The 17,291-nt window shown below is 69.3% G+C and carries 16 protein-coding genes and 1 pseudogene; 9 read left to right on the top strand and 8 right to left on the bottom strand.

All coding sequences use genetic code 11. The features are described from left to right. The first annotated feature begins 42 nt into the window (after window positions 1–42). Window positions 43–165 (top strand): hypothetical protein, encoded by a 123-nt coding sequence (locus tag ACFJIX_RS00310; RefSeq protein WP_377156890.1) that lies wholly within the window; start codon window positions 43–45, stop codon window positions 163–165. Between the two features lie 15 nt (window positions 166–180). Here the strand turns inward: ACFJIX_RS00310 and ACFJIX_RS00305 are convergent, their stop codons facing one another. Then, window positions 181–1,290 (bottom strand): DNA alkylation repair protein, encoded by a 1,110-nt coding sequence (locus tag ACFJIX_RS00305; RefSeq protein WP_377156889.1) that lies wholly within the window; start codon window positions 1,288–1,290, stop codon window positions 181–183. A gap of 115 nt (window positions 1,291–1,405) precedes the next feature. Between ACFJIX_RS00305 and ACFJIX_RS00300 the strand changes: the two are divergent. From ACFJIX_RS00300 to ACFJIX_RS00290, 3 genes and pseudogenes are all read left to right on the top strand, one after another. Beyond that, a pseudogene (locus ACFJIX_RS00300) lies at window positions 1,406–1,888 on the top strand (aminoacyl-tRNA deacylase); the annotation flags it as partial. A 27-nt stretch (window positions 1,889–1,915) separates the two neighbouring features. Beyond that, a complete protein-coding gene (plsY, locus tag ACFJIX_RS00295) occupies window positions 1,916–2,647 on the top strand; it encodes a glycerol-3-phosphate 1-O-acyltransferase PlsY (protein WP_377161508.1) in 732 nt (243 codons plus the stop codon). Continuing rightward, window positions 2,644–2,994: a RidA family protein gene (locus ACFJIX_RS00290; RefSeq protein WP_377156888.1), complete on the top strand. Its 351-nt coding sequence runs from the start codon at window positions 2,644–2,646 to the stop codon at window positions 2,992–2,994. The genes plsY and ACFJIX_RS00290 overlap by 4 nt, the downstream gene beginning before the upstream one ends. 96 nt (window positions 2,995–3,090) lie before the next feature. On the opposite strand, the gene ACFJIX_RS00285 is transcribed toward ACFJIX_RS00290, so the two are convergent. From ACFJIX_RS00285 to ACFJIX_RS00270, 4 genes are all read right to left on the bottom strand, one after another. Continuing rightward, complete coding sequence (locus ACFJIX_RS00285; RefSeq protein WP_377156886.1) at window positions 3,091–3,741, bottom strand: L-threonylcarbamoyladenylate synthase; 651 nt, start codon at window positions 3,739–3,741, stop codon at window positions 3,091–3,093. Window positions 3,742–3,872: 131 nt separating this feature from the next. Continuing rightward, window positions 3,873–4,754 (bottom strand): 3',5'-nucleoside bisphosphate phosphatase, encoded by an 882-nt coding sequence (locus tag ACFJIX_RS00280; protein WP_377156885.1) that lies wholly within the window; start codon window positions 4,752–4,754, stop codon window positions 3,873–3,875. A gap of 87 nt (window positions 4,755–4,841) precedes the next feature. Next, entirely contained in the window at window positions 4,842–6,680 is a 1,839-nt protein-coding gene (locus tag ACFJIX_RS00275) for a bifunctional diguanylate cyclase/phosphodiesterase (protein ID WP_377156883.1), read from the bottom strand. Between the two features lie 107 nt (window positions 6,681–6,787). Beyond that, complete coding sequence (locus ACFJIX_RS00270) at window positions 6,788–7,249, bottom strand: host attachment protein (protein WP_377156882.1); 462 nt, start codon at window positions 7,247–7,249, stop codon at window positions 6,788–6,790. Window positions 7,250–7,410: 161 nt separating this feature from the next. Between ACFJIX_RS00270 and ACFJIX_RS00265 the strand changes: the two genes are divergently transcribed. Further along, on the top strand, window positions 7,411–8,094 hold the full coding sequence (locus tag ACFJIX_RS00265; RefSeq protein ID WP_377156880.1) for a hypothetical protein: 684 nt from the start codon (window positions 7,411–7,413) through the stop codon (window positions 8,092–8,094). 108 nt (window positions 8,095–8,202) lie between these two features. Then, window positions 8,203–8,652, top strand: a complete 450-nt coding sequence (trxC, locus tag ACFJIX_RS00260; RefSeq protein WP_377156879.1) for a thioredoxin TrxC — start codon at window positions 8,203–8,205, stop codon at window positions 8,650–8,652. 14 nt (window positions 8,653–8,666) lie between these two features. Here trxC and recJ read toward each other — a convergent pair whose 3' ends face one another. Then, window positions 8,667–10,415, bottom strand: a complete 1,749-nt coding sequence (gene recJ / locus ACFJIX_RS00255) for a single-stranded-DNA-specific exonuclease RecJ (protein WP_377156877.1) — start codon at window positions 10,413–10,415, stop codon at window positions 8,667–8,669. Continuing rightward, complete coding sequence (locus tag ACFJIX_RS00250) at window positions 10,412–11,344, bottom strand: hypothetical protein (protein WP_377156876.1); 933 nt, start codon at window positions 11,342–11,344, stop codon at window positions 10,412–10,414. The genes recJ and ACFJIX_RS00250 overlap by 4 nt, the downstream gene beginning before the upstream one ends. An 81-nt stretch (window positions 11,345–11,425) precedes the next feature. On the opposite strand from ACFJIX_RS00250, the gene ACFJIX_RS00245 reads away from it, so the two are divergent. Next, entirely contained in the window at window positions 11,426–12,277 is an 852-nt protein-coding gene (locus ACFJIX_RS00245) for a UDP-2,3-diacylglucosamine diphosphatase (protein WP_377161506.1), read from the top strand. Between the two features lie 136 nt (window positions 12,278–12,413). Next, window positions 12,414–14,474: a polyphosphate kinase 1 gene (gene ppk1, locus ACFJIX_RS00240; RefSeq protein ID WP_377156875.1), complete on the top strand. Its 2,061-nt coding sequence runs from the start codon at window positions 12,414–12,416 to the stop codon at window positions 14,472–14,474. 221 nt (window positions 14,475–14,695) lie between these two features. Here ppk1 and ACFJIX_RS00235 read toward each other — a convergent pair whose 3' ends face one another. Then, window positions 14,696–16,210, bottom strand: a complete 1,515-nt coding sequence (locus ACFJIX_RS00235) for an exopolyphosphatase (RefSeq protein WP_377156874.1) — start codon at window positions 16,208–16,210, stop codon at window positions 14,696–14,698. A gap of 138 nt (window positions 16,211–16,348) precedes the next feature. On the opposite strand from ACFJIX_RS00235, the gene ACFJIX_RS00230 reads away from it, so the two are divergent. Beyond that, window positions 16,349–17,278 (top strand): dienelactone hydrolase family protein, encoded by a 930-nt coding sequence (locus ACFJIX_RS00230; protein WP_377156873.1) that lies wholly within the window; start codon window positions 16,349–16,351, stop codon window positions 17,276–17,278. Window positions 17,279–17,291 lie beyond the last annotated feature (13 nt).

Genomic DNA, 17,291 nt, shown 5'->3' with positions numbered 1-17,291 from the left:
CGCGGCGATCGCCCGGCCATCGCGTGGACCGGCGCGCAGATCGTGCAGGCCTGCGAGGACAGCCTGCGTCGCCTGCAGATCGAGACCATCGACCTGTTCCGGATCCACTGGCCGGCGCGGCATGTGCCGACGTTCGGCGGCGTCTACTTCGAGCCGGCGCTGTGAGCGCCCCTCCGTCGTTCACTCGATCAACAGCTCGAACGCGCCGCCGGCCAGCTTCTGGCCGTTGACCATCACCTCGATCGCGTGCGTGCCCGCATAGTGCGTGCGCGTCGTGAAGTTGCGCAGCGCGCGACGGATGCGGATCGGTGTCGACGCGCCCGCTTCGAGCTCCACGGTCTTCAGCTTGAAGACCTTCGGCGACGCGCGGCCGTTCTTCTTCACGTAGTGCACGGCGTAGTCGACGACCAGGCGTTGCGTCGTGTCGGCGGTGGAGCGCAGTTCGAAGGCGATCTCGACCTCACCGCCGATCGCGACGCGTGCGGGCTCGATCGCGAGCCCTTCGACGACGGCCAGCGCGCCCTCGCTGGCGCCGATCAGCTTCAACGCCCGCGCATCGCCCTGCTTGATCCGCGAGCGCAACGCATGCTTGACGATCCACGCGCTGCGCTCGTCGGCCAGGTCCCAGCCGGCCACGTGGGCGAAGACCCAGTCCGCATGGTCCTTGGTGATGTCGTTCAGGTTGTTGGCGACGGAGCGCCGCACGTAGAGGCTGTCGTCGGCGCGCAGCGCTTGCAGGATCGCCGCCAGCGGCGCCGGGTCGGCGACCAGCGCGTCGAGCCGGAACGACCACGGCAGGCGCGGGCGGCAGCCCTCGCTGGCCAGGCGGCGGACGTGCTCGTCGCGATCGGTGGTCCAGCGCGTCATCGTCTTCAGCGTGCCGGCCAGGTCCTGGCGCAGGAAGGGCCGGATCGCGAATTCGGCGGTGCCATGCGCGGTCATCCGCTTGAGCGCCTTCAGCGACGCGGCAGGGTCGTGCAGGCCGTAGCTCGCGACGAAATCGCACAGCCCCATGTTCACGAACGCGCCGCCCGTGTGCGGCGCCGCGGTGACCACGGCATCGAGCTTCGCCGCGAAGCTGCCGGGCAGCGCGGCGTGGAGCGCCTCGGCCACGCGGTGCACGCGCTGCATGATCGACAGCGGCTCGAGCCCCTCGGTCGCCACGGCCAGGAAGCGCTTGCGCTGGAAGCCGGGCGCGGACTCCGCGAACACCGATGCCAGCGATCGCAGCGCGGTGGCGCCGATCAGGTCCTTGAGGTTGTAGCTGGAGGTCGAGGCGGCGTCCGTCATGGGGCTCGGTGAACACGAAGTGCGCCGCAGCGTAGCGCGCGCGCCGCCATCGGCTGTCAGCAGGCGCAGCAAGCTCGTACAAGCATCGGGTGCGGGCAGCGCGGAGAATCACGGCATGAGCAAGAAATCCGCCCATGTCAGCGAAACGCTGGCGACGCAGATGCTGCGCCAGCACAAGGTCGCGTTCGGGGAACATGTCTACGACTACGTCGATCACGGCGGCACCGGCGAGTCCTCCAAGCAGCTCGGCGTGCCCGAGCACGAGGTCGTCAAGACGCTGGTGATGCAGGACGAGAAGGCGCAGCCGCTGATCGTGCTGATGCACGGCGACTGCACCGTCAGCCTGAAGGAGCTCGCCCGGCAGATCCCCTGCAAGAAGGTCGAGCCCTGCAAGCCGGACGTCGCCCAGCGCCACAGCGGCTACCTCGTCGGGGGCACCTCGCCGTTCGGGACGCGCAAGGCGATGCCGGTGTTCGTCGAGTCCACCGTGCTGGCGCTGCCCCGCATCCTGATCAACGGCGGGCGTCGCGGCTACCTGGTCAGCATCGAACCCCGGGTTTTGACGGAGCTGCTCGAGGCCCGTCCGGTCGAGTGCGCGCTGAAGTCCGGGGCAGAACAGCGCCCCATGCAAAGTGTCCTGTTTCCCTTGTTGGCTGTCGTGGCCGGGTATCTGATCGGTTCGCTGTCCTTCGCGGTGATCGTCAGCCGGTTGATGGGCCTGTCCGATCCGCGCAGCTACGGCAGCGGCAACCCGGGCGCGACCAACGTGCTGCGCTCCGGCAACAAGGCCGCGGCGATCCTGACGCTGGTCTTCGACGCGCTCAAGGGCTACGTCCCGGTCCTGCTGGTGCTGAAGTTCGGCGAGCCGTACGGCCTGGAGGAGGGCACCGCCGCGCTGGTCGGCCTGGCGGCCTTCATCGGGCACCTGTGGCCGGTCTTCTTCAGGTTCGTCGGCGGCAAGGGCGTCGCGACCGCGGCCGGCGTGCTGCTGGCGATCAACCCGTGGCTCGGCCTGTCCGTGCTCGGCGTGTGGATCGTGATGGCAGCCGTGTTCCGCTACTCGTCGCTGGCGTCGCTGTCCGCCGCCATCGGCGCGCCGCTGCTGCAGATGCTGGTCTGGGACGTCGGTCCCGAGCTGCCGGCCATCGCGCTGATGAGCCTGCTGCTGATCTGGCGCCACGCCGCCAACATCAGGAAGCTGATGGCGGGCACCGAGAGCAAGCTCGGCCAGAAGGCGGCCCCGGTGGCCGCCGGGCCCGCCGCCAAGTCCCATCGACACGAGCAGTCGCGCGCGCGCAAGCACGATCACAAGAGCGATCACAAGCATTCCAACAAGCCCCATCAGCACAGCAAATGAGCAACATCGAACGTTTCGACGTCGGCCCGCGTCTCTCCGAGATGGCCATCCACAACGGCGTGGTCTACCTGGCCGGCCAGGTGCCGGAGGATGCCACCGCCGACGTCAAGGGCCAGACCGAACAGGTGCTGGCCATGATCGACAAGCTGCTGGCCCGCGCCGGCAGCGACAAGACGAAGATCCTGCGCGCGCAGCTGTACATCGCCGACGTCAAGGACCTGGCCGGCATGAACGCCGCCTGGGACGCCTGGGTGCCGGCCGGCCACACGCCGCCGCGCGCGACGGTCGAGGCCAAGCTGGCCAAGCCCGAGTGGAAGATCGAGATCGTGATCACCGCGGCGGTCTGAGCCTCCGCGAGGCCCGCGGGCCTCTTCAAGCAAAACGCCGGCTTCGCGCCGGCGTTTTGCTTGGTGCCTCGAACGGGCGTAGCACCCGCTCGCGATTCACTCGTCGGCTTCGGCCTCTTGGAGCTCCAGGCCGAGGCAGGCCGGATCTCCGCAGCCGCGCCGCACGAGCACCGGCGGCTCGGCCGTGAGGTCGACGACGGTGGTCGGCTTCATCGGGCAGGCGCCCGCGTCGATGATCAGCTGGATCAGCTTGTCGTAGCGGGCGGTGATCTCTTCGGGGTCGTTGATCGGCTCATGCTCGCCGGGCGGGATCAGCGTGGTGGCCAGCAGCGGGCCGCCGATCAGCGCGAGCAGGTCCTGCGTGACGCGGTGGTCCGGCACGCGCAGGCCGATGGTGCGGCGCGAGGGGTGCGAAAGCCGGCGCGGCACTTCCTTGGTCGCTTCCAGGATGAAGGTGAACGGCCCCGGCGTGGCCGTCTTGATCATCCGGTACTGCTTGTTGTCGACGCGCGCGTAGCTGCCGAGCTCGCTGAGGTCGCGGCACAGCAGCGTCATGTGGTGCTTGTCGTCGACGCCGCGGATGCGGCGCAGCGCCTCGGCGGCGGCCTTGTCGTCGAGCTGGCAGACCAGCGCGTAGCTGGAGTCGGTCGGGATGGCGCCGACGCCGCCCTGGCTCAGGATCTGCGCCGCCTGGCGCAGGAATCGGGCCTGCGGGTTGTCGGGATGGACTTCGAAGATCTGGGCCATGGTCCTCACCTGTGGCAATCGGCGTGCGAGCCGATCATGGAGCCGGTCTGCGCCGGCGGATGATTCCGGTGATCCCTGCCGCGATGCCCGGGGATCCGAAGCGGTCCCCGGCGGTCCGCAGCAGTGGGGGATCAGGCCGGCCAGTGGATGCGATGCTCGAGCGCGCCCCACACCGGTTTCAAGCGGCCGGAGAGGTGCTGGTCGAGTTTGCCGACGTCCACGCGGCTCTCCTCCGGACTGTGGAAGTCGGAGCCGCGCGACGCGAGCAGGTCGAATTCGAGCGCCGTGTCGGTGTACTGGACCATGTCGCCGGACGTGTGGCTGCCGGTGACGACCTCGATGCCGCGGCCGCCGTGCGCGATGAATTCGGTGATCAGCGCGTACTCCTCGGTCGGCGTGAAGCCGTAGCGGCCCGGGTGCGCGATGACGGCCAGCCCGCCGGCGTCGACGATCCAGCCCACCGCGTCGCGCAGCGCCGCCCAGCGGTGCGGCACGAAGCCGGGCTTGCCTTCGGTGAGGTAGCGGCGGAAGACCTCGGGCACGTCCGAGCACTGGCCGGTTTCCACCAGGAAGCGCGCGAAGTGGGTGCGGGAAATCAGTTCCGGGTTGCCGGCGAACTTGAGCGCGCCTTCATAAGCGCCGTGGATGCCGGCCCTGGCCAGATCGTCCGACATCTCCTTCGCCCGCGCGCCGCGGCCGCCGCGCGTGGCGCGCAGGCCGGCGACGATGCGTGGATCCTCATGGTCGAAGCCCAGCCCCACGATGTGCACGACCTTGCCGGCGAAGGTCACGGAGATCTCGACGCCGGTCAGGTAGGGCAGCCCCGCCGCCCGCGCCGCCGCCATGGCGCGCTGCTGGCCGCCGACCTCGTCGTGGTCCGTCAGCGCCCAGAGCTCGACGCCGTTGGCCTTGGCGCGCGCGGCCAGCGCTTCCGGCGACAGCGTGCCGTCGGAGACGGTCGAGTGGCAGTGGAGGTCCGCGTTCGTCTGCGCGTGCAGGGCATGCACCGCCATCTGCCAAGGCGCGGCGGCGGAAGCCGGCAGCGCGTCGGTGGGGGGCGGAGGAAACCGGCGGAACCGGCAGAACGGGGGAAGGGGTGTTCACCCCACCGATTCTAGGAGCGGCGCCATGTCCGTGGCGCCGGCGCTGGATCGACGGCGGTCGACGAAGTAGCGGCTCGGTCCGGTGCCGCACTTGGCGACGTGCTTGGGCTCGGCCAGCGCGGCGGACAGCGCGCGCACGCTGTCGAAGGCGCCGGGCTGCACCTGGATCACGCCGGCGCTCAGCGTCGGCAGCGGATTGAAGGACTCCTGGTTCTGGCGGTTCAGCGTCACGTAGCCGCCCAGCGCCTGGTGTTCCGCCGAGAAGAAGGGGCGGATCTGGCGATCGAACTCGCGGCAGACGCGCGTGATGCGGGCGGTCCAGTCGGGCGAGCCCAGCACCATCACGAAGTCGTCCCCGCCGATGTGGCCGACGAAGTCCAGCGCCGGGTCGGCGGCGTCCTGCAGGATCTGCGCGCAGAGCTTGATGATGTCGTCGCCGGCGGCGTAGCCGTAGACATCGTTGAAGGGCTTGAAGTGGTCGATGTCCCAGGCGACGACGACGAACTCGCGGCCCTCGTGCAGCAGCGCGTCGAGGTGCTGGTCGGTCGGCACGTTGCCCGGCATCAGCGTCAGCGGGTTGGCGTAACGCGCGCTGTGGACCTGCAGGTCGGAGACGGCCTTCAGCAGGTCGGTGCTGCGGCCGGTGCCGAAGTATTCGCCATTGCGGGTGACGATGAAGCCGTCGACCATCAGCCGGTCGTCGAGGCTGGAGATCGCGTCGCTCATCTCGCGCAGCGAGGTGCCCGCGTCGAAGATCAGCGGCTGCGGGTCCATCAGCGCGGTGCACGAGCGCTTCTCGTGGATGTCCATGAAGTAGCGCTCGGCGCTGCGCTTGAGCACCTGCAGCGAGCGCAGGATGCCGATCGGGCGGTTGGATTCATCCAGCACCGGCATCGAGAACAGCTGCTCGTCGCGCTGGAACATGTCGGCGACGGTCTGGCAGTTGAGCTTGGGCGTGACGGTGTGGCTGCGGCGGGCCAGCTGCGCGGCGGTCGTGATCGCGTCGGGCGGCAGGCGCATCCAGTCGGCGTTGCGGCGGCGGTGCTCGGGCGCAAGCAGCGCGTCCACCTCGGCCCGCAGCGCGGCGCGCGGCGCGGCGCTCGGACGCGCGAGCAGGTAGCCCTGACAGACCGGCACGCCGAGGCGGCGCAGCACGGTGAGGTCGCTGAGCTGTTCGAGGCCCTCGGCGACGACGGTGCAGCCGGAGCTGGCGGCCATCTCGAGGATCGAGCGCACGAACTGCTGCTTGAGCGGTTCCTGCGCGATGCCGTCGATGAAGTGGCGGTCGATCTTGACGAAGTCCGGCCGGATGTCCATCCAGCGCTTCAGGCTCGCGAAGCCCTCGCCCAGGTCGTCCAGCGCGACGACGAAGCCCAGCTCCCGCAGGCTGCGCATGCTGTCCTGCAGGCGTTCGGGCTCGAGGATGGGCCGCGTCTCGGTGAGTTCGATGACGACGCGCGACGCGGGCAGGTCGAGTTGCGCGAACTCGCGGGCGATGAGCGCGCCGCGATCGCTGGTGGCGAGCAGCGTGTCGGCGGTGAGGTTCAGGAAGAGCTGGCCGGGGAGCTTGAGTTCCTTGAATCGGCGCAGCGCGCGGCGCACGACCAGCCGCTCCAGTTCCACGAGCCTGCCCAGGCGCGCGGCGGTCTCGAACAGCACCAGCGGCGAATGCAGCGGCGTGTCCGCCGGCCCGCGCGTCAGCGCTTCGTAACCCAGGATGTTCGCGCGCTCGACCTCGACCAGGGGCTGGAAGTGGATATCCAGCGCGCCATCGCGAATGATGGCGGACAGGGCGATGCTCAGCGGGTCGGGCGGTTGCAGATGGGTGGTCGGCATGGGAGGACACCACGACGGACGGTGCGCCGCGTGGTGTCCCCATTCTGGGTGGCCTCTATGTCATCGATTTGACAAACAGTTACAGCAGGGGTCAGGTGTGAAGGACCTCACGGCTTCTGCTTGCTGAAGTCCCGCTCCGGGAACAGGCGGGTCGTGAGCGCGCCCAGGCTTTCGTGGACGACGTCGACGTTGGTCTCGTCGATGATCAGCTTGGTGATCTGCGGACTCAGCGCCTTGCGCAGCAGGCCCAGGAAGCGCGGCGCGGCCACGACACGGAGCTGCGTCACCTCGCCGTTGTTGTAGCCGTCGTCCAGGGTCTTGGCCACGCGCGCGGCGAAGCTGATCGCCTCCTGATGCGATTCATCGACGCTCGCCGACGAGGTCACGTTGTTGCCGCGCCGGCCTTCGGCGTCGCGGCGCAGGTCCGCATTGTTCGCATGGGCGGCGGCATCGGTCAGCGTCGTGACGTCCTCCAGGTCGCCACCTTCCTCCGGCAGCTTCAGCAGGCGCGCCACGCCCTCGTCGGCCACCAGCACCCAAAGCTTCCCGTCGTCCTTGTAGGCAGTCATCTCGTTCCTTCAACAGAGTTCTCGTTGGACCCAGGGCGGCAATCGTCGTACCCATCGCCCTCTGCGTTCCCTGCACCGCTGGGGAAACACCGGTGGAACGGGCACTCCCGGGCATGGTCCACTTCTTGTTCGAAGAACAGACATCGAATTTCGGGAGGGATATGACACACGAGAGGGAGAGCCGCCGGGCGTCGAGCCGGCTCGCCGGGTGGGCGTTGCCGGTCGTGGCGGCGCTGTTGACCGGCTGCGCCGCCAGCAACGTCGCGCCAACCTATGTCCCGAAGGTGGAGTCCGGGAAGGGCGTGCTCGTGGGGTCGATCACCTACACCGGCCCGTTGGGCAGCTATGGTTTCAGCATGCGGCCCGTGGAGGGCGGCGGGCCTTCGACCAAGATCGCTCACGGCACGGCGATGATCGTGAACCCGTTCGAGATCCGTGATCTGAAGCGGATCGACCCGGACTTCAAGTCCCGCGGCTCGCTCTTCGCCGTCGAGATGCCGGCGGGACGCTACGTGATCGAGGAATGGGCCATCGACGTCGGCACCGTCCACGTCCGATCGACGGGCATCCTCAACGACGTCGTCATCGACCTCGAACCCGGCAAGGCCGTGTACCTGGGCAACTACCACTTCGTGGCGGATCGGGAGTTCCTCAACATGATCTCCGGTGGTCGGGTCACGCTGACCGAGAAGTTCGAGCGCGACCAGGCCGCCTTCCGCAAGCGCTATCCGGGCATGAGCGACACGCCCTTCAGTTCGGCGATCCAGTCCGGCACGAAGATCGAGAACTTCGGCGGCCGGACCCAGACGCGCATGGACCCCATCTACGTCCCGATCGTCCGTTGAGACGCACCGCGGCGCCCGCGTGCGAGACGGTCCGTCCGGCATGCGGTTTGCCCGACACCGGCAGGCGGGCCGCCTCGGGCACGTCTCCTTTCGCGAGTGAACGATTCCATGGACACCTCCGCCGCCGTCAGCCTCCACGTCGTCTGCCCCTCGTGCGGCGCGAAGAACCGCGTGCCGCGCGAGCGCCTGGGCGAAGCGCCCGATTGCGGACGCTGCGGCACGCCGCTGATGCGGCCGGAGGCCGTGGACCTCACGCCGGAGGTGTTCGACAAGTTCATCGCGGGCACTGAACTGCCGGTCGTCGTCGACTGCTGGGCGGCGTGGTGCGGCCCCTGCCGGATGATGACGCCGCAGTTCGAGAAGGCTGCGGCGATGTTGCCCGAGGTGCGCTTCGTCAAGCTCGATACCGAGGCCGCGCCGCAGCAGAGCGCGCGCTACGGCATCCGCAGCATTCCCACGATGCTGCTGTTCCTCGACGGGCAGGAGATCGCCCGGGAGTCCGGCGCGATGCCGGCGGCGGCGATCGTGGAGTGGGTGCGCAAGCAGTTGCTCGGCTGAGCGCCCCGGCCGATCTACTCCGCCATCGCCTCCACGACCATCTGCACGCGCTGCTGGCCCTGGAATTCGTCGAGGCTCAGGCGATACGCCAGCGTCACCTGCTCCGGCAACTGCTCGGTGTGGCCGAACCAGATGGCATCGCGGATCCAGGCCCCCTGGCGCAGGCGCAGCTTGAGGTGGCGCTCCCCGACGATGCGCTGGTTCACCACCTGCACGCGGTCGCAGAACAGCGGCGCCTCGAAGGCCTGGCCCCAGACCTGGGCTTCCAGCTCCTGGACGGTTTCGGCGCAGAAGGCCTCCGGCGGCAGCGGGCCGTCGGTGCGCAGCGTGCGGGTGAGCGAGGCTTCGTCCAGCCATTCGCGCGCGACGTCCTCGAAGGCCGCGGCGAAGGCCTCGACGCCGCCGGGCGCGAGCGTGCAGCCCGCCGCCATCGCGTGGCCGCCGAACTTGCGCAGCAGGTCCGGGTGGCGTTTTGACACGAGGTCCAGCGCATCGCGCAGATGGAAGCCGGGGATCGAGCGGCCCGAGCCCTTGAGCTGGCCGTCCGCGCCCTCAGCGAAGACGAAGACCGGGCGATGCAGCCGGTCCTTGATCCGCGAGGCCACGATGCCGACGACGCCTTCGTGGAAGTCGGCGTCGAACAGCGCCAGCGCGGGCGGCGGCGCGCCGTTCAGGCGCGGATCCGTCATCAGGCGTTCGAGCAGCGCGAGCGCCTGCTCCTGCATGCCGGCTTCGATCTCGCGGCGCTCGCGGTTGATGCGATCGAGTTCGCGCGCGAGGGCCAGGGCCTGCTCGCTGTCGTCCGTCGTCAGGCAGGTGATGCCCAGCGTCATGTCGTCGAGACGGCCGGCGGCGTTGATGCGCGGGCCGAGCGCGAAGCCGAGGTCGAAGCTGTTGGCGCGTGACGCGTCGCGGCTCGCCGCGGTGAACAGCGCCTGCACGCCCGGCTGCATGCGGCCGGCGCGCATCCGCCGCAGGCCCTGCGCCACCAGCCGGCGGTTGTTGGCGTCGAGCCGCACCACGTCGGCGACGGTGCCCAGCGCGACCAGGTCGAGCAGGCCGTCGAGCCGCGGCGGCGCGTTCTCGCCGAAGGCGCCGCGGCGGCGCAGCTCGCCCCGCAGCACCGTCAGCACGTAGAACGCCACGCCGACGCCGGCGAGGCTCTTGCCGGGGAAGGGGCAGCCCGGCTGGTTGGGATTCACCAGCGCGTCGGCGTCGGGCACGGTGGGCTGGCCATCGGCGGTGACCGCGGGAAGGTGGTGGTCGGTGACCAGGACCTTCAGCCCGAGCGCGCGCGCGAAGGCCACGCCGGCGTGGCTGGCGATGCCGTTGTCGACGGTCACGAGCAGCTTCGGCTCGTGCTTCAGCGCCAGCTCGACGATGGTCGGGGTCAGGCCGTAGCCGTGGACCGCACGGTCAGGCACGACGTAGCTGACCGTGCCCGGCTTCGCGCCGAGCAGCGCCAGTCCGCGCAGCATCACCGCACAGGCAGTGGCGCCGTCGCAGTCGTAGTCCGCCACGATGCAGATGTGTTCACCCCCAGAGATCGCGTCGGCCAGCAGCACTGCGGCCTTGTCGATGCCGAGCATGCCCAAGGGACCTTCGGGCGGCAGCAGGTGCTTCAGGTCGGGGTCGAGCTCATCGCGGGACAGCACGCCCCGTGCCGCGAAGAGACGCGACAGCAGCGGCGAGAAACCGGCCGCCTGCAGCGCGTGCGCGGAGTCCGGCGGGACGTCGCGGGTCAGGATGCGAGGACTGCTCACAGATGCTCCAGGGCGGTGGCGACGGCGGCGCTCGGCGCCGCGAATCGTTCCTTGAGCCGCTGCCAGCCGCTGGCCGGCTGGCGTCTCCAGGTGCGGGCCAGGCGCTCGCCGCTCAGGGTCAGCGAGACCGGCTCGCCCGCGCGCGCGGCGTTCAAGGCCTGCTCGATCGGGCCCTGGTCCAGCGCCTTCCATCCTTCGCTCCACGCGTACAGGTCGCCGGTCAGCATCGGCGCGCGCAGGCGCGTGTCGATGAGGAGTCCGGCAGGCAAGGCATTGCCGCGCTCACGGGCGCCGCCGCCGATCCAGACGGCGTTCAGCGGGCGCAGGCCGCGCTCCTCGCGGGCCTGGTTGAGGGGGTGATCGTGCAGCAGCATCTGCGCCTCGTTGAGCAGCGTGCGCAGGCGGCGCGCGCGCGGGTACCAGGTCTCGACACCGCGATTGAGCACGCGATCCGCGCTGGCCGCTTCCAGGCCGTCGAGCTCGTCATGGGCGATCGCCCATTCGCCGGTGGACAACCAGGCGGTCCGCCAGCCCTCGGCGGCGGGGAACAGCACGGTCGACAGCGCGTCGAGGAAGGCGCGGGATTCTGCCTCGTCCAGATCGAGCGTCTCGGGACCGAGCGCGGTGACGCCCTCGGTGCCGACGGCGAAATGGGCCGGCGTCAGCAGGGCCCAGGCGGCGTCGGCGGGATCCTGCCCGGCGGCACGCACGCGCCAGGCGGCGATCGGTGGATGGTCGTCGGCGACGCCGCGGCGTCGCGCCAGGAAAAGGTCGTGCGGGGGGAGCGGGGAAGTCTCGTCGGCGTCGCCGACATCCTCCACCGGGGCCAGCAACCCGAGCAGGCGGCTCAGGTTCGGCAGCTCCAGCTCGCGCAGGGCGCCCTCGAAATGAGGGTCCAGCGAGCTGGCGAAGGGGATCATCAGGTGCATGGCGGGGGATTATCGGCGGTCCGGTCATCAAGCTTTCATCCAGGGTCGGCAACCTGTGGGGCCATGCTGACCGACACCCTCATGGCCGCCGCTGTTTCGAACGAACCGCCTGGGGCCGAGGCGGAAGACGGCGGGTCGATCCGCGTGCGCACGGTGTGGATCTCCGATCTGCACCTGGGCACGCCGGGTTGCCAGGCCCGGGCGCTGCTCGACTTCCTCAGGGAGGTCGAATGCGAGCAGCTCTTCCTCGTCGGCGACATCGTCGACGGTTGGCAGCTGCGCCGCAGCTGGTACTGGCCGCAGGAGCACAACGACGTCGTCCAGAAGCTGCTGCGCAAGGCACGCAAGGGCACCCGCGTGATCTACGTGCCGGGCAACCACGACGAATTCGCCCGCAAATACCTGCAGCACAGCTTCGGCGGCATCGAGGTCGCGCACGAGTGGATCCACGAGACCGCCGACGGCCGCAAGTTCTGGGTCACGCACGGCGACCTGTTCGACGGCGTCATCCAGCATGCGAAGTGGCTCGCCCATCTGGGCGACACGCTCTATGAGTTCACGCTGAAGCTGAACCGCCACCTCAACTCGCTGCGCGCGCGCATGGGCCTGCCGTACTGGAGCCTCAGCAAGTACCTGAAGCTCAAGGTCAAGCGCGCGGTCTCGTTCATCGGCGAGTTCGAGCAGGCGCTGGCCCGCGAGGCCCGCAAGCGCGGTGTGCAGGGCGTCGTCTGCGGCCACATCCACCATGCCGAGCTGCGCGACATCGACGGCATCACCTACGCCAACGACGGCGACTGGGTCGAGAGCCTCACCGCCCTGGTCGAGCATGCGGACGGCCACCTCGAGATCCTGGACTGGGCCGAGCGCCAGCGCCTGATCGCCGAGCAGGGGACTGCCGAAGCGCTGGCCGCCGCGATGCGCCAGCCGGCCTGACACGACCCGACCCTGGCAGGGGGGCTCCGTCGTCCTGACGGGGGGCGGACCTCGTCCTCCACCGCGGAGCAACAGGGTGTGACCCGCCCGAAAAGAGGGTCACCTGACTGTCACACCAGCTTCATAGAATCAGTCCATGACTTTGCCTGACGTTCCGCTGCTCAACCGCGAAAACGCGATCCTCGAGTTCAACCGGCGCGTCCTGGCCCAGGCCCAGCGCGTCGACGTGCCACTGCTGGAGCGGCTGCGCTACATCTGCATCGTGTCCAGCAACCTCGACGAGTTCTTCGAGGTGCGCTTCGCCGACATGCTGGACGTGCAGCGCGACGGCAGCGGGCTGGTGACGCCGCGCGACGTGGAGCGTGTCGGCCGCGCCGCCCACGACCTGATCGACGAGCAGTACGGGATCTTCAACGATCAGGTCATGCCCGCGCTGCGCGAGCACAACATCCAGATCCTGAACCACGCCGACCGCACCGATGAGATCCGCGCGTGGGTCGCCAAGTTCTTCGAGCGCGAGGTGCGTCCGCTGCTGGTCCCGGTGGGCCTGGACCCGGCGCATCCGTTCCCGCAGGTCGGCAACAAATCGCTGCACTTCATCGCCCGCCTCTCGGGCAAGGACGCGCTGGGGCGCGACAACCGCATCGCCATCGTCAAGGTGCCGCGCGTGCTGCCGCGCGTGATCAAGGTGCCGACGGCCATCAGCGGCGGCAAGCAGAGCTTCGTGCTGCTGACCAGTGTCATCCGCGCGCATCTGGAAGAGCTGTTCCCGGGCCGGCATGTCGAGGCGTTCTCGCAGTTCCGCGTCACGCGCGACTCCGACCTGGAGGTCGACGAGGAAGAGATCGCCAACCTGCGCCACGCGCTGCGCTCCGGCCTGACGACGCGGCACTTCGGACGCGCCGTTCGGCTGGAGGTGGTCAACACCTGCCCCGAGGAACTGTCGCGTTTCCTGCTCGAGCAGTTCGACCTGCCGGAGGCGGCGCTGTACCGGGTCAACGGACCGGTCAACCTCGTGCGCCTGAACGAGCTGATCGACCAGACCGACGCCGAGGACCTGCGCTTCCAGCCCTACGAGCCGAGCTGGCCCAAGGGCCGGCTGCCGCGCGGCAAGTCGATCTTCGACAAGCTGCGGACCAAGGGCGACGTGATGCTGCATCACCCGTTCGAGAGCTTCGATCCGGTGGTGCAACTGCTGCGCGAGGCGGTCGAGGATCCGGACGTGCTGGCGATCAAGCAGACGATCTACCGGACCGGCAGCCAGTCGGTGCTGGCGGACCTGCTGATCGAGGCGGCGCGGCGCGGCAAGGAAGTGCTGGCGGTCGTGGAGCTGAAGGCGCGCTTCGACGAGGAGGCCAACATCAACTGGGCGGAGCGGCTGGAGGCGGTCGGCGCGCAGGTGGTGTACGGCATCGTCGGCCTGAAGACGCATGCGAAGCTGATGCTGATCACGCGCCGCGAGGGCGGCAAGCTGCGCCGCTACGGGCATCTGTCGACCGGCAACTACAACCCGAAGACGGCGCGCTTCTACACCGACCTCGGGTATCTGACCGCCGACTCGGAGATCACGGCCGACATGGACCTGGTCTTCAGCCAGCTGGCGTCCTTGTCGAAGTTCAAGGCGCCGAAGAAGTTGCTGCTGGCGCCGTTCAACCTGCACCGCACGATGTGCGAGCTCCTGACGCAGGTCGAGGAAGCGGCCCGGCGCGGCGAGACTGCGCGTGTGGTCCTGAAGATCAACGCGCTGACCGATGCCGAACTGATCAATGGCTTGATCCGTGCGGGCAAGGCTGGCGCGAAGATCGACCTGATCGTGCGGGGCGCCTGCATGCTGCCGCCGGGTCTGCCGGGCGAGACGGACAACATCCTGGTGCGCTCGGTGGTGGGGCGTTTCCTGGAGCACTCGCGGATCTTCTATTTCCGCTGGGGCAAGGACGAGCAGGAGGCGCTGTACCTGTCGAGTGCCGACTGGATGGCGCGCAACATGCTGAGACGGATCGAGGTGGCGTGGCCGATCACGGACGCGAAGCTGCGCCAGCGCGTGATCGACGAAGGCCTGACGCCCTACCTGTACGACACCCTCGACGCCTGGCAACTGGGCCCCGACGGCACGTCACAACGCATCGGCACCGAGGGCAACCCGAACAGTGTCTGTGCGCAACAGGCGCTGATGCGCCTCTACCGCGAAGAGCTCTGACCTGCCCCCAGACGACGCTGCCGCCAAACGAAGCTGACCCCAGACGAAGTCCTCGTTCCCGATGGACAGGCATGGCCCGGGCCGGCGACGAAGTCGAGCTTCAAAAAAACTGACTTGGGCGCCGTCTGTCCGAGCGGCGCGAACCGCAGGTGAGCAAAGCGAGTTGGCGCCCGCTCGACGCCCGGCGCCGGCCCGGGCCATGCCTGTCGCGCTCGGTGACGTCAGGCTTCCAGTGCCAACTGGACCTTCCCGACCTTGGCCCACGCTTCCAGCTCCTCCCGGAGCAGGAAGTGAGCGCGGGGATGGGTGTCGGCCCAGCCCTTGCGCATCTCGATGGTGACGTCCATGCCGTCGCGGCGGATCTTGATATCGGCCGGATCGACGTTGCTGCGCGCGTGGCACTTGATGGCGGCGAGGCGGAGCGCGAGCAACTGCCAGACCATCGGTTCTTCCTGCAACTGCTCCTCCAACTTGCGCAACCCACCACGCTGACCGAGCGCGAGGTCGCCGAGGCGCCGCAGCTGGTTCTGCGAGAAGCCTGGCGCGTCGACATGCGACAGCAGATAGGCGCTGTGCCGATGGTGGTCGTGATGGGAGACCATCATGCCGATCTCGTGGAGCGCGGCGGCCCACGAGAGCTCGCGACGATGCTCTTCCTCGGCCTTCGGCGACAGCTGCGCGTGCAGACGCTGCGCCAGTGACTGGACGCGGCCGGCCTGATCGCGATCGACGGCGAAGCGGCGCTGCAGCTCGGCGACGGACTGCTCGCGCATGTCGCGGCCGGCGGCGAGCAGACGCGGATCGAGGCGTTCCGCGAGATCGAAGATGACCCCCTGGCGGAGCGCGCCCCTGGCGGGGTGCAGGCGGTCGATGTCGAAGTGGGTGAGCAGCGTGTACAGGATGCACAGACCGCCGCCGACGACGGCGCGGCGGTCTTCCTTCAGACCGGCGAGCTTGAGCGCATCGACGCGGCCGGCGACCAGGCACTGCTCGATGCACCAGCGCAGACCGTCGAGGGTGATGGAGCCGTCGGGGCTGACGCCGTTGGCGGCCAGGATCTGCGCGACGGCGCCGACGGTGCCGGACGATCCCAGCGCCTGCTTCCAGCGCGGTTGCGCCGACTGGCGCGAGAACTGGGTGATGGCTTCCTCGAGCTCCGCGCCCGCGGCGACCTGCGCGGCGCGGAAGGCTTCGGCCGTGAAGCGGCCTTCGGGGAAGAAGCGCATCGACAGGCTGACGCTGCCGATCTGGAAGGATTCCGTGCTCACCGGCTGCGGGCCGCGGCCGAGGATCATCTCTGTCGAGCGGCCGCCGATGTCGATGACCAGGCGCGGGTCCTCGGCCGTCTGCAACCGGGCGACGCCGGCGTAGATGAGACGGGCCTCCTCGCGGCCGGAGATCACCTCGATCGGATGGCCCAGCACCTCCTGCGCCCGCGCGAGGAAGGCGTTGCGGTTGCGCGCCTCGCGCAGCGTCTGCGTGGCGACCGCGCGCACCTGCCGGCCGGGCAGGCCCGACAGGCGTTCCGCGAAGCGGCGCAGGCAGGCGAGGCCGCGCTCGGTGGCCTCCTCGGTCAGCATGCTCATCGCATCCAGGCCCGCGCCCAGGCGCACCGTTTCCTTCAGGTAGTCCAGCCGGCGGTACTGCCCGTGCTGCAACTGGGCGAGTTCCAGACGGAAGCTGTTGGAGCCCATGTCGATGGCGGCCAGGATCAGGGGAACTTGCGCTTGCGTCATGGGTCGCGATTGTCGCGGTGTTTGGCGTCCCCGCCGGGAACGAAGTGCTTTCATCCTGCGGTTCATCATGCTGTCGCACGGCACCCGCGCTAGCATCCGGCGTTCCGTCCACCACGTATCCCAGCAGAGGAGCCGCAGATGACGAATTCCGATTCCCGCGCCGAAGGCGCCGCCGGCCTGTCCCCTGAACAGGCCGACGCGATCCGCGATGACATCGACACGCTGACGCCGGGCCGGGCCTTCAGCCGGCGGGCCTTCGTCGGCACGGCGGTGGGCAGCGGTTTCGCGGCCGCGGTGCTGCCGGTGTCCGCGCAGACGATCACCACCGACACGCAAGGCCTGGATGCGGGGCCGGTGTCGATTTCCGTCGGCGACTTCAAGATGCCGGCGTACGTCGCCCAGCCGGCGGGCAAGAAGAACGCCCATGTCGTGCTGGTGATCAGCGAGATCTTCGGCGTGCACGAGCACATCGCCGACGTCGCGCGCCGCTTCGCGAAGCTGGGCTATCTGGCGATCGCGCCCGACCTGTTCGCGCGGCAGGGCAACGCGACCGTGTATTCCGACATCGCCAAGCTGCAGAGCGAGATTATCCAGCGCACGCCTGATGCGCAGGTCATGAACGACCTGGACGCGGCGGTCGCGTGGGCGAAGCAGCAGGGCGGCGACACCTCGAAGCTGGCGATCACCGGCTTCTGCTGGGGCGGTCGGATCGTGTGGCTGTATTCAGCGCACAGCAAGGCGGTGAAGGCCGGCGTGGCCTGGTACGGCCGCCTGCAGGGCCAGACGAATGCCATGACGCCCAAGCATCCGATCGATGTCGTGGGGCAGTTGAACGCCCCGGTGCTGGGCCTGTACGGCGCCCAGGACAACGGGATTCCGGTCTCGACGGTCGCCGCGATGCAGGAGGCGCTCAAGCAGGGCAGTGCCGCGGCCAAGGCGAGCGAGTTCGTCGTCTACCCGGACACCGGCCACGCCTTCCACGCCGACTACCGCCCCAGCTACAAGCCCGAGCCCGCCAAGGACGGCTGGGCACGTTGCCAGGCGTGGTTCAAGCAGCACGGGGTTTGAACGTCCTCCGAAG

This window comes from Roseateles sp. UC29_93, assembly GCF_042695725.1.
GTDB classification, from domain to species: Bacteria; Pseudomonadota; Gammaproteobacteria; order Burkholderiales; family Burkholderiaceae_C; genus Roseateles; species Roseateles noduli_A.
Note: the sequence above shows the minus strand (reverse complement) of the source record. Positions and strands in the feature narration are given on the sequence as shown.

Excerpts from the sequence above, each read along its gene's own strand:
- ACFJIX_RS00305 (WP_377156889.1), bottom strand. The coding sequence starts at position 1,290 with ATGACGGACGCCGCCTCGACCTCCAGCTACAACCTCAAGGACCTGATC.
- plsY (WP_377161508.1), top strand. The coding sequence starts at position 1,916 with ATGCAAAGTGTCCTGTTTCCCTTGTTGGCTGTCGTGGCCGGGTATCTG.
- ACFJIX_RS00290 (WP_377156888.1), top strand. The coding sequence starts at position 2,644 with ATGAGCAACATCGAACGTTTCGACGTCGGCCCGCGTCTCTCCGAGATG.
- ACFJIX_RS00285 (WP_377156886.1), bottom strand. The coding sequence starts at position 3,741 with ATGGCCCAGATCTTCGAAGTCCATCCCGACAACCCGCAGGCCCGATTC.
- ACFJIX_RS00280 (WP_377156885.1), bottom strand. The coding sequence starts at position 4,754 with ATGGCGGTGCATGCCCTGCACGCGCAGACGAACGCGGACCTCCACTGC.
- ACFJIX_RS00275 (WP_377156883.1), bottom strand. The coding sequence starts at position 6,680 with ATGCCGACCACCCATCTGCAACCGCCCGACCCGCTGAGCATCGCCCTG.
- ACFJIX_RS00270 (WP_377156882.1), bottom strand. The coding sequence starts at position 7,249 with ATGACTGCCTACAAGGACGACGGGAAGCTTTGGGTGCTGGTGGCCGAC.
- ACFJIX_RS00265 (WP_377156880.1), top strand. The coding sequence starts at position 7,411 with ATGACACACGAGAGGGAGAGCCGCCGGGCGTCGAGCCGGCTCGCCGGG.
- trxC (WP_377156879.1), top strand. The coding sequence starts at position 8,203 with ATGGACACCTCCGCCGCCGTCAGCCTCCACGTCGTCTGCCCCTCGTGC.
- ACFJIX_RS00250 (WP_377156876.1), bottom strand. The coding sequence starts at position 11,344 with ATGCACCTGATGATCCCCTTCGCCAGCTCGCTGGACCCTCATTTCGAG.
- ACFJIX_RS00245 (WP_377161506.1), top strand. The coding sequence starts at position 11,426 with ATGGCCGCCGCTGTTTCGAACGAACCGCCTGGGGCCGAGGCGGAAGAC.
- ppk1 (WP_377156875.1), top strand. The coding sequence starts at position 12,414 with ATGACTTTGCCTGACGTTCCGCTGCTCAACCGCGAAAACGCGATCCTC.
- ACFJIX_RS00235 (WP_377156874.1), bottom strand. The coding sequence starts at position 16,210 with ATGACGCAAGCGCAAGTTCCCCTGATCCTGGCCGCCATCGACATGGGC.
- ACFJIX_RS00230 (WP_377156873.1), top strand. The coding sequence starts at position 16,349 with ATGACGAATTCCGATTCCCGCGCCGAAGGCGCCGCCGGCCTGTCCCCT.